At 62.2% G+C, this 12490-nt stretch carries 16 protein-coding genes; 6 read left to right on the top strand and 10 right to left on the bottom strand.

The genetic code is table 11. From position 1 onward, the window contains the following. The 3 genes from pyrR to CAPSK01_RS03030 form a co-directional block, all read left to right on the top strand. A partial coding sequence (gene pyrR, locus CAPSK01_RS03040) for a bifunctional pyr operon transcriptional regulator/uracil phosphoribosyltransferase PyrR (RefSeq protein WP_034922327.1) occupies positions 1 to 440 on the top strand: 440 nt, incomplete at its 5' end. Further along, positions 433 to 1392, top strand: a complete 960-nt coding sequence (locus CAPSK01_RS03035) for an aspartate carbamoyltransferase catalytic subunit (protein WP_034922325.1) — start codon at positions 433 to 435, stop codon at positions 1390 to 1392. The genes pyrR and CAPSK01_RS03035, both read left to right, overlap by 8 nt. A gap of 3 nt (positions 1393 to 1395) precedes the next feature. Then, positions 1396 to 2658: a dihydroorotase gene (locus CAPSK01_RS03030; RefSeq protein WP_034922322.1), complete on the top strand. Its 1263-nt coding sequence runs from the start codon at positions 1396 to 1398 to the stop codon at positions 2656 to 2658. 3 nt (positions 2659 to 2661) lie between these two features. On the opposite strand, the gene CAPSK01_RS03025 is transcribed toward CAPSK01_RS03030, so the two are convergent. The 4 genes from CAPSK01_RS03025 to CAPSK01_RS03010 are packed head-to-tail and all read right to left on the bottom strand — an operon-like array spanning position 2662 to position 5029. Then, positions 2662 to 2985, bottom strand: coding sequence for a DUF167 domain-containing protein (locus CAPSK01_RS03025; protein ID WP_273702992.1), 324 nt, complete (start codon positions 2983 to 2985; stop codon positions 2662 to 2664). 3 nt (positions 2986 to 2988) lie between these two features. After that, complete coding sequence (locus tag CAPSK01_RS03020) at positions 2989 to 3528, bottom strand: YggT family protein (RefSeq protein WP_034922318.1); 540 nt, start codon at positions 3526 to 3528, stop codon at positions 2989 to 2991. Continuing rightward, positions 3528 to 4343 (bottom strand): pyrroline-5-carboxylate reductase, encoded by an 816-nt coding sequence (proC, locus tag CAPSK01_RS03015; protein ID WP_034922316.1) that lies wholly within the window; start codon positions 4341 to 4343, stop codon positions 3528 to 3530. Before proC ends, CAPSK01_RS03020 begins: the two co-directional genes overlap by 1 nt. After that, a complete protein-coding gene (locus tag CAPSK01_RS03010) occupies positions 4340 to 5029 on the bottom strand; it encodes a YggS family pyridoxal phosphate-dependent enzyme (RefSeq protein WP_034922314.1) in 690 nt (229 codons plus the stop codon). The genes proC and CAPSK01_RS03010 overlap by 4 nt, the downstream gene beginning before the upstream one ends. A gap of 69 nt (positions 5030 to 5098) precedes the next feature. Between CAPSK01_RS03010 and CAPSK01_RS03005 the strand changes: the two genes are divergently transcribed. From CAPSK01_RS03005 to CAPSK01_RS02995, 3 genes are all read left to right on the top strand, one after another. Next, positions 5099 to 6145, top strand: coding sequence for a type IV pilus twitching motility protein PilT (locus tag CAPSK01_RS03005; protein WP_034922312.1), 1047 nt, complete (start codon positions 5099 to 5101; stop codon positions 6143 to 6145). Between the two features lie 27 nt (positions 6146 to 6172). Next, positions 6173 to 7309, top strand: coding sequence for a PilT/PilU family type 4a pilus ATPase (locus CAPSK01_RS03000; RefSeq protein ID WP_034922310.1), 1137 nt, complete (start codon positions 6173 to 6175; stop codon positions 7307 to 7309). A gap of 170 nt (positions 7310 to 7479) precedes the next feature. Further along, complete coding sequence (locus tag CAPSK01_RS02995) at positions 7480 to 7944, top strand: YiaA/YiaB family inner membrane protein (protein ID WP_034922308.1); 465 nt, start codon at positions 7480 to 7482, stop codon at positions 7942 to 7944. Positions 7945 to 7989: 45 nt separating this feature from the next. Here the strand turns inward: CAPSK01_RS02995 and CAPSK01_RS02990 are convergent, their stop codons facing one another. The 6 genes from CAPSK01_RS02990 to CAPSK01_RS02965 all read right to left on the bottom strand — a co-directional run. Continuing rightward, positions 7990 to 8760: a hypothetical protein gene (locus CAPSK01_RS02990; protein WP_034922305.1), complete on the bottom strand. Its 771-nt coding sequence runs from the start codon at positions 8758 to 8760 to the stop codon at positions 7990 to 7992. Position 8761: 1 nt separating this feature from the next. Further along, on the bottom strand, positions 8762 to 9262 hold the full coding sequence (locus CAPSK01_RS02985) for an AsnC family transcriptional regulator (protein ID WP_034922303.1): 501 nt from the start codon (positions 9260 to 9262) through the stop codon (positions 8762 to 8764). Then, positions 9259 to 9738: an Lrp/AsnC family transcriptional regulator gene (locus CAPSK01_RS02980; RefSeq protein ID WP_273702991.1), complete on the bottom strand. Its 480-nt coding sequence runs from the start codon at positions 9736 to 9738 to the stop codon at positions 9259 to 9261. Before CAPSK01_RS02980 ends, CAPSK01_RS02985 begins: the two co-directional genes overlap by 4 nt. Beyond that, positions 9731 to 10717: an Lrp/AsnC family transcriptional regulator gene (locus CAPSK01_RS02975; RefSeq protein ID WP_034922298.1), complete on the bottom strand. Its 987-nt coding sequence runs from the start codon at positions 10715 to 10717 to the stop codon at positions 9731 to 9733. Before CAPSK01_RS02975 ends, CAPSK01_RS02980 begins: the two co-directional genes overlap by 8 nt. After that, on the bottom strand, positions 10717 to 11880 hold the full coding sequence (locus CAPSK01_RS02970; RefSeq protein WP_273702990.1) for a cytochrome D1 domain-containing protein: 1164 nt from the start codon (positions 11878 to 11880) through the stop codon (positions 10717 to 10719). The genes CAPSK01_RS02975 and CAPSK01_RS02970 overlap by 1 nt, the downstream gene beginning before the upstream one ends. A 96-nt stretch (positions 11881 to 11976) precedes the next feature. Beyond that, positions 11977 to 12490: c-type cytochrome (locus tag CAPSK01_RS02965; protein WP_273702989.1), on the bottom strand; the 514-nt coding region annotated here is incomplete at its 5' end.

The raw sequence follows: 12490 nt of genomic DNA, 5'->3' as shown, positions 1-12490 counted from the left end.
GACCGGACACGGTCCTGGTCGGCATCCACAGCGGCGGCGCCTGGGTGGCCAGGCGCCTGCGCGAACTCCTCGCGCTGAACAATGAAATCGGCCTGATCGATGTCTCGTTCTATCGTGACGATTACGGCGCAAGGGGCCTGCATGCACGCGTCCGGCCGAGTTCGATTCCCTTCGATGTCGAAGACCGGCCAGTGATCCTCGTCGATGATGTGCTGTACACCGGCCGCACGACGCGCGCGGCGATCAACGAACTTTTCGATTATGGCCGCCCGGCCAGCATCCAGCTTGCGGTTCTCGCCGACCGCGGCCGCCGTCAACTCCCGATCTGCGCCGATTTCTGCCCCTGGCAAGTCGATCTCGATCCAGCCCGGGAGCTGGTGCTCTCGACCGACGCCAACGGTCACCTGCAATGGAGCCTGGCCGAGGATGCGTATGCGTAATCCACAACTCAACGCCAATGGCGAGTTGACGCATCTGTTGTCGACCGAGGGCCTGCCCCGCGAGGTGATCAATCACATTCTCGATACCGCATCGAGCTTTCTCAAGGTCTCGCACCGCGACGTCAAGAAAGTTCCCTTGTTGCGCGGCAAGAGTGTCTTCAACGTGTTCTTCGAGAATTCCACGCGCACGCGCACCACCTTCGAGATTGCCGCCAAGCGCCTGTCCGCCGACGTCATCAACCTCGACGTGACGCGCTCCTCGACCGCCAAGGGCGAGACCTTGCTCGATACGGTGGACAACCTGGTGGCCATGCACGCCGACATGTTCGTCGTCCGGCACGCCGCCAGTGGGGCACCGCACCTGATCGCCGACCACCTGCGCCGCCTCGGGCGGAAAGACGTGCATGTGGTCAATGCCGGCGACGGGCGCCACGCCCACCCGACGCAGGGTCTGCTCGACATGTACACCATCCGTCACTACAAGCAGGATTTCAACAACCTGGTGGTAGCCATTGTCGGCGACATCCTGCATTCCCGTGTAGCGCGTTCGGATATTCATGCGCTGACCACGCTCGGCGCTGCCGAGGTGCGCGCCGTCGGCCCGCAAACGCTGTTGCCGACGGCCCTGGACAAGATGGGACTGCGGGTCTGCCATGACCTGCGAACAGGGCTTCGCGATTGTGATGTGGTGATCATGCTCCGCCTGCAGAACGAACGCATGAATGGTGCGCTCCTGCCGTCGGCGCGCGAATACTTCCATTGCTACGGACTGACGCCGGCGATGCTGGCGCTTGCCAAACCCGATGCCATCGTGATGCATCCGGGGCCCATGAATCGTGGCGTCGAAATCGACTCCGATGTCGCCGATGGCCCACAGGCAGTGATCCTGCCGCAGGTCACCTTCGGGATAGCGGTACGCATGGCGGTCATGGGCATTCTGGCAGGAAACTGAACGATGAACGAGCAACCCCTCCCCCTCCATATCCGGAATGCCCATCTGATCGACCCGAAAAATGGCCTGGATGCCTGTCTCGATCTGTTCATTGCCGACGGACGTATTGCTGCGATCGGCCAGCCGCCGGCAGGCTTCTCTGCCGCACGTCAGATCGACGCCAAAGGGCTGATCGCCTGCCCCGGCCTGGTCGACCTGTCAGCCCGCCTGGGCAGCATCGAACCGGAACTTGCCGCCGCGGTCGCCGGTGGCGTGACCTCTCTTGCCTGCCCGCCCGACACCAAACCGCCACTCGATGAGCCAGGTCTCGTCGAGCGCCTCGTCCGGCGCAGCGAAACACTTGGTCTGGCGCGGGTCTATCCGATCGGCGCGCTGACCCAGCAGCTGGCAGGCGAAAGACTCGCCGAGATGAACAGTCTGTCACGTGCGGGCTGTATTGGCTTCTCACAGGCCAAGCATCCGATCGTCGACACGCAGTTGCTGATGCGGGCCATGCAGTACGCCGCCACCTTCGGCTACCATGTGCGTCTGTGGCCGCAGGACCAGTTTCTCGCGCGCGAAGGCGTCGCCCACGATGGCGAGGTCGCATCCCGACTAGGACTGACCGGCATTCCGGTATCGGCCGAAACCGTCGCCATCACCACGGCACTGCAACTGGCAGAACAAACCGGTGTTCGCCTGCACCTTTCGCGGCTGTCCTCAGCTGCCGGCGTGGCCCTGATCAGCGCCGCGAAACGTAGCGGCATGCAGGTTTCCTGCGATGTCTCGATCCATCACCTGCATCTGTCGGAAATGGACATCGGTTACTTCGACAGCAATGCACGCTTCGACCCGCCACTGCGTGCGTCAAGCGACCGTGACGCGCTGCGCGTCACGGTCAGGGATGGACTGGCGGCAATCTGTTCGGACCACACACCGATCGACGCAGATGGCAAGCAACTGCCCTTTGCCGAAGCATTGCCCGGAGCCACCGGACTTGAACTGTTGCTGCCCCTGACACTGCGCTGGGCGAAACATGCAAAGCTGCCGCTGGTGCTGGCGCTGGCCCGCATCACCTGTGATCCGGCGGCCATTCTCGGCATCGAGGCCGGCTCACTGGCCATCGGCAGTGCCGCCGACATTTGCCTCTTCGACCCTGCCGAATCCTGGCTCGTCACCCCGGAAGCACTGCGCAGCCAGGGGAAAAATACACCCTTCCTGGGTTACGAAGTAAGCGGTCGAACCCGCATGACTTTGGTTGGCGGGCGCATCGTTTTCGAGGCCTGAGCATCAGCGCAGGCCTCCCGCCCGTTGCGACGACGATACAGGCCAGAGCAGGCAGCGTACCGCATCGGCACGCGCACCCAGCACCGACAGCACCTTGCGCCGCGAGGTCTGGCCACTTTTCAGTTCGACTGCCGACTTGGCCAGACCCAATCGCTGCGCGACAAACGCCAGCAGTGCAGCGTTCGCCCGACCGTCGATCGCGGGTGCAGCAAGGCGGATCTTCAGCGCGTCGCCGTGCAGGCCGGCGACTTCGCTACGCTTCGCACCGGGCTGGACATGTACGGCCAGCATGATCGAGCCGTCGACTTCGCGTAGCCAGTCGACCACGGCTTACAGAAAGATCAGCAGCAACTGCGCGAGGACAATGGCCACCAGCGGTGACAGGTCGATGGCGCCAATGGGCGGTACGAAACGCTGGATCGGCCGCAGGATGGGGCGCGTCAGTTGCGATACCGGCAGGCTCAGAGGCGAGTACGGACTGACCCACGACAGGACGGCTTGCACCAGCAGCGCGCCAATCAGCAGGTAGAGGCTGAAACGCAAGGTGGCCAGCAGGCCTCGCCAGAGCAGCAGCGGCAGCAGAATCTCCGGCGCCAGGCTCTCACTGCCGACATGCAGCAGGGTCAGCGCGCCGGCAAAAATCACCTGCAGCAGATAGGCCGGCAGGAGACTCGCCAGATCCAGGCCATACCAGCCCGGCAGAATCTTGCGCAAGGGCCTGACCAGCCAGTTGGTCAACTCGACGACGAACGTGCCGATCTGATTGTTGAAGGAAACGCGGCAAGCCTGCATGTAGAAACGCAGCAGCAGCGCAAAGGTCAGGAAACCGGTCAGCGTTTCGAGCAAGAACAATCCGGCCTGCGTGATCATCAACCATCCTTGCCCAGCAGTTCACCCAATTCCCGGCCGCGGATGTTGGCGGCCAGCACGCCGGCGACGAAGCCTTCCTTGACGCCACGCTCGGCCATGGTGCGCAATGCCGCCTCGGTGGTCCCGCCTTTCGAAGTCACGCGCTCGCGCAGCACACCTGCCGTTTCATCCGACTGTGCGGCAAGCTTGGCAGCACCGAGCACGGTATCGATCGAGAGCTGGCGAGCCTGCGCCGGCGACAGGCCCAGTTCGCTTGCCGCCTGCTGCAGTGCTTCAATGAACAGGAATACATAAGCCGGACCACTGCCGGAGATCGCGGTCACCGCGTCCATGTGATATTCATCGGCGATCCACAAGGTGCTGCCGACCGCCTGCAGGATGCGCTCGGCACCGAGTCGCTCGGCCATCGACACCGCGGGCAGCGCACACAGCCCGGTAATGCCGGCACCAACCAGCGCCGGCGTGTTGGGCATTGCGCGTACGATCCTGCCGTAGCCGCCCAACCATCGCGAAACATCGGCCAGGCGCAGACCGGCGGCGATACTGATCACCAATTGCTGCTTGAGGTATTTGAGTAGCGGCGTACAGGCTTCGCGCATCTGTTGTGGTTTCACCGACAGCATGAGGGCGTCGCAGTCGAGCGCAACGGCACTGACCGCCTCATAACATCGAACCCCGTAGGCCAGCCGCAGCTTGGCGCGCCCCTGCGCACCCAATTCGATGACGGCGATGTCGCTTGCCGAAAAACCGGTTTTCACCAGGCCACCGATCATCGCGTTGGCCATATTGCCACCGCCCAGGAAAGTGATTCTCATGCTCTGTGTCTCTCGCCAAAAATTGCAGTGCCAACACGCACCAGCGTCGACCCCTCGGCAATGGCCGCTTCAAGGTCATCCGACATGCCCATCGAAAGTGTATCAAGGCACAGGCCATCTGCCTGTAATCGTTCAGAAAGTTCCCGCAGGAGGCGGAATGGGCGACGCTGCTCGACGCAGTCATGGTGCGGCGCCGGAATGGTCATTAGACCACGCAGACGCAGTTTTGGCAGCACCGCCAGCGCATTCGCCAATGCCGGCGCAGCGGTTAGCGGGACACCGCCCTTCGCGGCCTCGCCACTGACATTGACCTGCAGGCAGATCGACAGGGGAGGCAGCGATGCCGGACGCTGATCGGAAAGGCGTTGCGCGATCTCCAGACGGTCAACCGAATGCACCCAGTCAAAGGCTTCGGCCACCATGCGCGTCTTGTTGGCCTGCAGCGCACCGATGAAATGCCATTCAAGTTCCAGCACACGCAGTTCGGTGATCTTCGCGACGCCTTCCCGCACATAGCTTTCGCCAAAAGCCCGCTGGCCAGCGGCTGCCAGCTCGCGTATCTGGGCAGCGGGCCAGGTCTTGCTGACCGCGAGCAGCTGGATCGTGTCGTCAGAACGACCGCACTGCCCAGCAGCGCTGGCGATTCGCGCGCGAACGGCTTGCAGCTTGGCGGAAAGTATGGTCATAATCGGGTGCTACGCAGATTGTTCGAAGTATAACACCGCACCCTGCCCACCGTCCGAGGACCGAAGCGAATGGACATCACCGAACTGCTGGCCTTCAGCGTCAAGAACAAGGCTTCCGACCTCCACCTGTCGTCCGGCCTGCCGCCGATCATCCGGGTGAACGGCGATGTGCGGCGAATCAACCTGCCTGCCATGGAGCACAAGGACGTGCATGCGATGGTGTACGACATCATGAGCGACGTTCAGCGCAAACAGTACGAAGACACCCGGGAATGCGACTTCTCGTTCGAGATTCCCAATCTGGCGCGTTTTCGCGTCAACGCCTTCATCCAGAATCGCGGTGCTGCTGCGGTCTTTCGGACCATTCCGTCGAAGGTGCTGACGCTCGAAGACCTTAACTGTCCAAAGATCTTCAAGGACATTTCGGACTATCCACGCGGCATCGTACTGGTCACCGGGCCAACCGGTTCAGGCAAGTCGACCACTCTGGCGGCGATGATCAATCACGTCAATGAAACGGCTTATAGCCACATTCTCACCGTTGAAGATCCGATCGAGTTTGTTCACCAGCCCAAAAAATGCCTGATCAACCAACGCGAGGTCGGTCCACATACCCTGTCCTTCCAGAACGCCCTGCGTTCCGCTCTGCGTGAAGACCCGGACGTGATTCTGGTTGGCGAGATGCGCGACCTCGAAACCATCCGTCTGGCGCTCACCGGTGCGGAAACCGGCCACCTGGTTTTTGCCACCCTGCATACCTCGAGCGCCGCCAAGACCATCGACCGGATCATCGACGTGTTCCCGGCCGCTGAAAAGGAAATGGTCCGATCCATGCTTTCCGAATCGCTACGGGCAGTGATTTCCCAGTCTCTGCTCAAGACCAAGGACGGTCAGGGGCGGGTTGCGGCACACGAGATCCTGATCGGCACACCGGCGATTCGTAATCTCATCCGTGAAAACAAGGTCGCCCAGATGTATTCCGTCCTGCAGACCGGACAGCAATATGGCATGCAGACCCTTGACCAATGCCTGACCGAACTCGTCAAACGGAATATCGTTTCAATGATCGAGGCTCGCAACAAGGCGGCCAACAAAGACAACTTCATGGGCATGTAAGCCGTCCTTGCAGGCAGGAGAGGAAGCATGGAAAACGACCAGGCACTGAAATTCATGCACGAACTGTTGCGCCTGATGGCCCAGAAGAACGGCTCCGACCTCTTCATCACCGCCAACTATCCTCCGGCGATCAAGATCGATGGCAAGGTGGTGCCGGTATCCAATCAGCCGCTGTTGCCGCAGCACTCTGCAGAACTCGCGCGCTCGATCATGAACGACCGGCAGGCTTCCGAATTCGAGGCGACCAAGGAATGCAACTTCGCCATCTCGCCTGCCGGAATCGGCCGCTTTCGCGTCAATGCGCTGGTGCAACAGGGGCGCGTCGCGGTGATCTGCCGCACCATCAACCTGAACGTTCCGACTCTCGATGAACTCGGCCTGCCACTGGTGCTGAAGGATATCGCGATGACCTTGCGCGGTCTGGTCATCTTTGTCGGTGGTACCGGTACCGGCAAGACCACTTCCCTGGCAGCACTCGTCGATCACCGCAACCGCCATAGCCAGGGCCACATCATCACCATCGAAGACCCGATCGAGTTCGTTCACGAGCACAAGAAGTGCATCGTCACCCAACGCGAGATCGGCGTCGATACGGACAGTTGGGAAGTCGCGTTGAAGAACACCCTGCGGCAGGCACCGAACGTGATCATGATGGGGGAAATCCGGGATCGTGCGACCATGGACTACGCCATCGCTTTTGCCGAAACCGGACACCTTTGCCTCGCCACGCTGCACGCCAACAGTACCAACCAGGCAATCGACCGGATCATCAACTTCTTCCCCGAGGAACGCCGCCACCAACTGCTGATGGACCTTTCGCTCAACCTGCGTGCTCTCGTCTCGCAGCGCCTGCTGGCCAAGAAGGACGGCAAGGGACGCGCCCCGGCGATCGAGATCTTGCTCAATTCTCCACTGATTTCCGACCTGATCTTCAAGGGCCAGGTGCACGAAATCAAGGAGGCGATGAAAAGGTCGCGGGAACTCGGCATGCAGACCTTCGATCAGGCCCTGTTCGACCTCTACGAGGCCGGTCAGATCAGCTACGCCGACGCCCTGCGCAATGCCGACTCTCTCAACGACCTGCGCCTGCAGATCAAGCTGCATGGCAAGGAATCGAAAGACCGGGATCTGACGGCAGGCATCGGTCATCTGGACATCGTTTAGTAGAATGCCCGGCCACTGACCCTGCAGACCTTCACCGACACCATGAATCTGTCTCCCCCAGGTTCATCGTCTCCAGAGCACCCGCGCCCGGACATCCTTGGCCGGCCATCTGGCATCGCACTCTACATTGCGGTGTACGCAGCACCGCCATCCGGAAAGGAGGATTCACCATGCCTCAGAAGTATCTGATCCGACGCGACACCCCGTCCTGGAGCGTGCAGGTGTGGTTGTCGTTCGGCCTTGCCGTGACCGCCTGCACGATCGGCATCTGGCACATGCCGAGCCAGGAACTCGACCGGGCGTTTTTGGCCGTCGGTTTCTGCTTCTGCCTGTTTGCATCGTTTACGCTGGCCAAGATGATCCGTGACAACCGCGACGAGCGGATCGATACCGGCGCCTGGGTGATCACCGTCTGGGCAGGATTCGCGATGGCCGTATCGCTGACCACCTGGGGACTCTTCCGGATGACGATCGGCGACTGGGAAAAAGCTTACATGATCGTCGCCTGGCTTTTTCTGCTCAACACCGTATTTAGTGTGGCGAAACTGGTTCGCGACAAGCAGGAAGCAGATTTGCTGGAGGGAATTGCAGACACCGAGCCGCGATCTCCAGCGAACGATTCGACCATGAAATAGTCGGCAGCGCGCGGAGTCCGTCGGGTTGGGCGACGGGCACCGCACTCATTCCTTGCTCCTGACGAAGGTTTCGTGCCTGGCAAGCGCCTGCGCCCTGCCGTCGGCAATTCTGGCCAGCGTTTTTTCCAGACGAGCGTGCAACATGTCGAGTTGGCGGCACAGCGATTGTTCGGCGGTACTTCCATCTTCGAGCACGACGCAGCCACCGCTGGCCGCGGTTGCCTCGACGTAATGGCGGCAGGCATCCGGCAGGTAGCGCGCAACCATCTCCCGTACGAAAAACGTTTCTTCGATCGCCAGGTCGGCTGCGGCGAGCGCAGCGATCACCCTAGCGAGCGTTTCCTTGGTCCGCGCGAGCGTCGTCAACGCGGCCTGCGGCAAGTGCCTGGAGACTTCTTCGAGGTAGTCGTCAAAGCACTCGGCATCGCGCTGCAACTCACCGGCGTAACCGAGCTGCGTCAGCGAGTCGTACCGCGACGCAGCCCGGTGTCGCCACCACAGCGCTGCCGCTGCGGCCAGCGCCACGACACCGGCCGCGGCCAAGACGATGGTTGCGCTGGCGAATAGCGCCGAGACCAGCAGCCCGATACCGCCGATCAGCATGAGCAGGACGAGCGGTGGCGGTTCGCCCGGTTTTCCAGCGCCGGCGCGCAAGGCTGCAGTCAGCGGCCGGCCCACCAGATGCTTCCGGTTTGCGCGCTCCAGTCGCTCGATCAGTCGTGTGCTCGGCAGGGGTGGAGACTGCCGACGGCGCGGCAATGCGCGTGCAGGCAATTCTCCGGCAACCCATCTGTCACGCCCGCGCGGGTCAGTCATCTCACCTGGCCGCCATCCTCAGACCGGTCTTCTTGAGAATGGCGGTTGAAAACAGCACATCATGCGAACGACAATCGGCCCCGATGATTTCGGCGATGGCCACTACCTTGGCCAGAACCTCGGCGCGTGAACCGCCATGCACCATGGCAAACAGGTTGTATGGCCATTCGGGGAGCCGGCGCGGCCGGTGGTAGCAGTGGGTCACGAAATCGAGTCCGCCGACGCGTACGCCGAGTTCGTCGATACGCTCGTCCGGCACGTCCCAGACACTCATGCCGTTGGCGGTGTAGCCGATCGCGTAGTGATTGGGCACCGCGCCGATGCGGCGGATGGCGCCACTCTCGAGCAGGCGGGTCAGGCGCGCCATCACCTCCTCGGGAGGGATGCCGATCGCTTCGGCGATTTGGTGATATGGCCGTGCGACCAGCGGCAGGCCATTCTGGGTGGCAATGACGAGACGGCGGTCGGTGGCATCGAGGATGACGGCAGCTTGAGCGCTCATGAGCGCACCGCCAGCTTCATTTCGACGAAGTATTCCTGCAGCTTCGGGAAGGGAAAGACCGGCAGGCCGCTGGCCTCCTCAATCCGGCGTATCGCGGCGTCGATGCCGTCGGTAGTTTCGGTGGCCAGGACGAACCACATGTTGAATTCACCGTTGCGGTCGCTTTCCCGGCGGTAGTTGTGCGCCACCTCGGGAAAGGCATTGACGATTTCGAGGACACGCAGCCAGTCCGCATCGGGAACGCGCATCGCCGCCAGAACGAAGGCACCGCCCATGCGCTCGACCTGAAACATCGGGCCGAAGCGGGTCAGTACGCGCGTTGCCAGCATTCGCTGCAGACGTTCGAGGAGTTCCGTTTCGCTGATCCCGAACCTGCCGGCCACTTCGGCGTAAGGGCGTTCGCAGATCGGGAATCCGCCCTGCAGACCGTCGATGATCGCGCGATCGGTGGTGTCGATGCGTGCCGCTTCACGCATAACGGGCACCACGCTGTTTGAAGCGGGTCAGCGAGAACAGCACTGCGTGCGCGTAATCGGTCAACTGCAGGCGTGCTCGCAGCTCGGCGATGCGGGCCTCGACTTCCGCCCGTGCCTGGCCATGGATCATGCAGAACAGGTTGTAGCGCCAGGTCGGCGGCACGCGCGGGCGCCGATAGCAGAGATTCACCCCGGATTCGCACGCCAGGCGCTCGCCAATGGCGCTGACGCTGGCGTCGGGAATGTCGTGCACCAGCATCGCATTGGCTGTATAGCCGAGTTCGTGATGCCTGACGACCACCCCGAAGCGCTTGATGATGCCCTCGGCGCACCAGCGACGGATGCGTTCGAGCACTTCGCTCTCGTCGCAGCCGACCCGGCTGGCCAGCACCGAGAACGGCCGAATGAACAGCGGCAGGCCTTCCTGCAGGGCCATCACCAGACGACGTTCGAATTCGTCGAGTGGCGTCGGTGCAGTGAACTGCTGACTGCGCACGCGCACGCTGCCCACCCTCTCTCCCTGCCCGTCCAGCGCAAAACCGAGGTCGATGTGGTATTCCTCGAGCAGCGGCAGCTTCAGCACCGGCCAGCCGGCCACCTGTTCGATCGCGCCCAGGGCCGCCTGCAGGCGCCCTTCCGACCCGGCCGTGGCGACGAACCAGAGATTGTAGCGGTGCTCACGCTCGTAATTGTGATTCACTTCGGGAAAGCGATTGACCACTTCGGCAATCGCGGCCAGTTGGTCCGCGGGTACCGCCATCGCGGCCAACGTACTGACACCGATACGTTTCGGGGCAAAAATGGCGCCGACGCGCGCGATCTTGCCTTGGCGACGCAGCCCTTCCAGGGCCCGCAACACCACGCCCTCGGCAACTCCCAGCCGCGACGCCAGCTCCGCGAAGGGCGCAGAACAGAGCGGAAAATCCCGCTGAAAGTCATTGAGAAGGCGAAAGTCGATCGCTTCGTCAAGTGTGTCCATCAGAAACCCATGCGGTTGGCGCGGCTGGTGAAGAATATCCCGCTCGGCGCCTGTACGTCCAGTTCGCCAAGCTTCGAGAACGTCGCCGTATCGTAGATCAGCACCCGGTTGTCATCGCGGGCGGAAATCCAGACCTGTTCACCGCGCGGCGTGAATTCCATGTGCAGGACGGCCCGACCGGGTGCAAGCGTCTTGACTATTTTCCCGCTCAGGGTATCGATCACTTCGACCCAGCCGTTGTCGGGAAACGCGTAATTGACCCACACCTGCCGGCCATCCGGCCGCGCCATGACGAACACCGGCTGTCCCTTGACGGCGATACGGGCGATTTCCTGCCAGTTGCCGCCGGCAACGACCCACACCTCGTGGCGGCCGATCGCCGGCAGATAGACGTTGCCCTGTGCCATCGACCAGCCGCGCAGGTGCGGCATCTTGAATACCGGCAGCTTCTCCTGGCCACGCCCGTAGTTCGCGAGAATTCGCCGTGTGCCCTGCTCTGGCCGCCAGGTGTCGAGCAGGACGACGCCATCCTCGCCGAACAGTCCGGCCAGGTAATGGCGACCATCGGGGGTCACCAGTCCATCGTAGGGCTGCAACCCGGCCGGATATCGTTGCGTCTGCGGCTGCCGAGGGTTGGAGAAATCGCTGATCCAGACTTCACCGCCCTCAAAGAGCGCGTAGGCAAAACGTTGGCCGGCGAGATCGGCGAGGCCAACGACTTTCGAAAAACTGCCCGGCGCGTATTCGGCCGGTACTTCGGAGAGCAGTTCCAGGGTTTCGGCGTCAAAAGCCTTGATGCCACCGGGTGTGTAATTCTGTGCAACAACAATGCGGCCGTCCTGCGAGATCGCGCCGCCGATGGCATTGCCTGACTGCAGCACGCGCTTGACGATACGCGCCTCGAGCAGATCGACCTTCGACAGCCCGCCATCACGCCCGAAGACGTAAGCATAACGACCATCACGCGCATAGACGACCGAGGCGTGCGAGAGGTCACCGAGTCCGCCGATACGCGCATAAACTTCGCGCCGGCTGGTATCGACGAGACTGAGTTGCCCGCTCGCGCGCTCGATAACCACCCCAAGGTCGGCACTGCCTCGCAGGGTCGGCGTGGCGCAACTCGCGAGCAAAACAATCGACAGCAGGGCCAATATTCTCTTCATGCTCATTTCTCCCGGGGCGCCGCTGGCGCCCAGATGTCTGCCGCCGCGCAACACCGAAGCGCTGCTCGGCCATCGTTGCCGATGCACCGCACCGGCCTACCACTTCTTCCTGGTCGCCATGGCCTTGCACATCCTGCCCGGCATCCGCAGGCTCGACTGGTAGGCCGAAATGGCGAGCAGCTGACTATTGTCGTACTTGCTGATGATTCTGACCATCTCCGGGTTGGCGTTGCGGCGCTTGCCGTCGCGGATCTCGGTCATCTGGCGCAGCAGGTATGGATAGTGCTGTCCGGCGATTACCGGATAACCCTTGTCCCTGAAGCCTTCGCCGCTGGCGCCATGGCATCCTCTGCACTCCTTCTCGTAAAGCACCTTTCCGGTTGCCATTTGCCGATCGGCGTCCGACCCCTCATAACGACCATGCTCGACGGGAATACACAACCCTTCGATATAGGCAGCGACGTCAGCCAGTTCCTGCGGATCGGTCAGGACCGCGGCAAACGGGTACATCGTCGGGTTGTCGCGCACACCGGCGCGGATGTCGGCCATCTGCCTGATCAGCACGCTGCTGTGCTGGCCCGCGAGCTGCGGGATGCTGCCGTCGGAAAGT

Source organism: Candidatus Accumulibacter vicinus (assembly GCF_000584955.1).
GTDB lineage: Bacteria > Pseudomonadota > Gammaproteobacteria > Burkholderiales > Rhodocyclaceae > Accumulibacter > Accumulibacter vicinus.
Note: the sequence above shows the minus strand (reverse complement) of the source record. Positions and strands in the feature narration are given on the sequence as shown.

Coding starts and splice junctions, on each gene's coding strand:
- CAPSK01_RS03035 (WP_034922325.1), top strand. CDS start 433: ATGCGTAATCCACAACTCAACGCCAATGGCGAGTTGACGCATCTGTTG.
- CAPSK01_RS03005 (WP_034922312.1), top strand. CDS start 5,099: ATGGACATCACCGAACTGCTGGCCTTCAGCGTCAAGAACAAGGCTTCC.
- CAPSK01_RS02970 (WP_273702990.1), bottom strand. CDS start 11,880: ATGAAGAGAATATTGGCCCTGCTGTCGATTGTTTTGCTCGCGAGTTGC.
- CAPSK01_RS03010 (WP_034922314.1), bottom strand. CDS start 5,029: ATGACCATACTTTCCGCCAAGCTGCAAGCCGTTCGCGCGCGAATCGCC.
- CAPSK01_RS02995 (WP_034922308.1), top strand. CDS start 7,480: ATGCCTCAGAAGTATCTGATCCGACGCGACACCCCGTCCTGGAGCGTG.
- CAPSK01_RS03030 (WP_034922322.1), top strand. CDS start 1,396: ATGAACGAGCAACCCCTCCCCCTCCATATCCGGAATGCCCATCTGATC.
- CAPSK01_RS02985 (WP_034922303.1), bottom strand. CDS start 9,262: ATGAGCGCTCAAGCTGCCGTCATCCTCGATGCCACCGACCGCCGTCTC.
- CAPSK01_RS03020 (WP_034922318.1), bottom strand. CDS start 3,528: ATGATCACGCAGGCCGGATTGTTCTTGCTCGAAACGCTGACCGGTTTC.
- CAPSK01_RS02980 (WP_273702991.1), bottom strand. CDS start 9,738: ATGCGTGAAGCGGCACGCATCGACACCACCGATCGCGCGATCATCGAC.
- proC (WP_034922316.1), bottom strand. CDS start 4,343: ATGAGAATCACTTTCCTGGGCGGTGGCAATATGGCCAACGCGATGATC.
- CAPSK01_RS02990 (WP_034922305.1), bottom strand. CDS start 8,760: ATGACTGACCCGCGCGGGCGTGACAGATGGGTTGCCGGAGAATTGCCT.
- CAPSK01_RS02975 (WP_034922298.1), bottom strand. CDS start 10,717: ATGGACACACTTGACGAAGCGATCGACTTTCGCCTTCTCAATGACTTT.
- CAPSK01_RS03000 (WP_034922310.1), top strand. CDS start 6,173: ATGGAAAACGACCAGGCACTGAAATTCATGCACGAACTGTTGCGCCTG.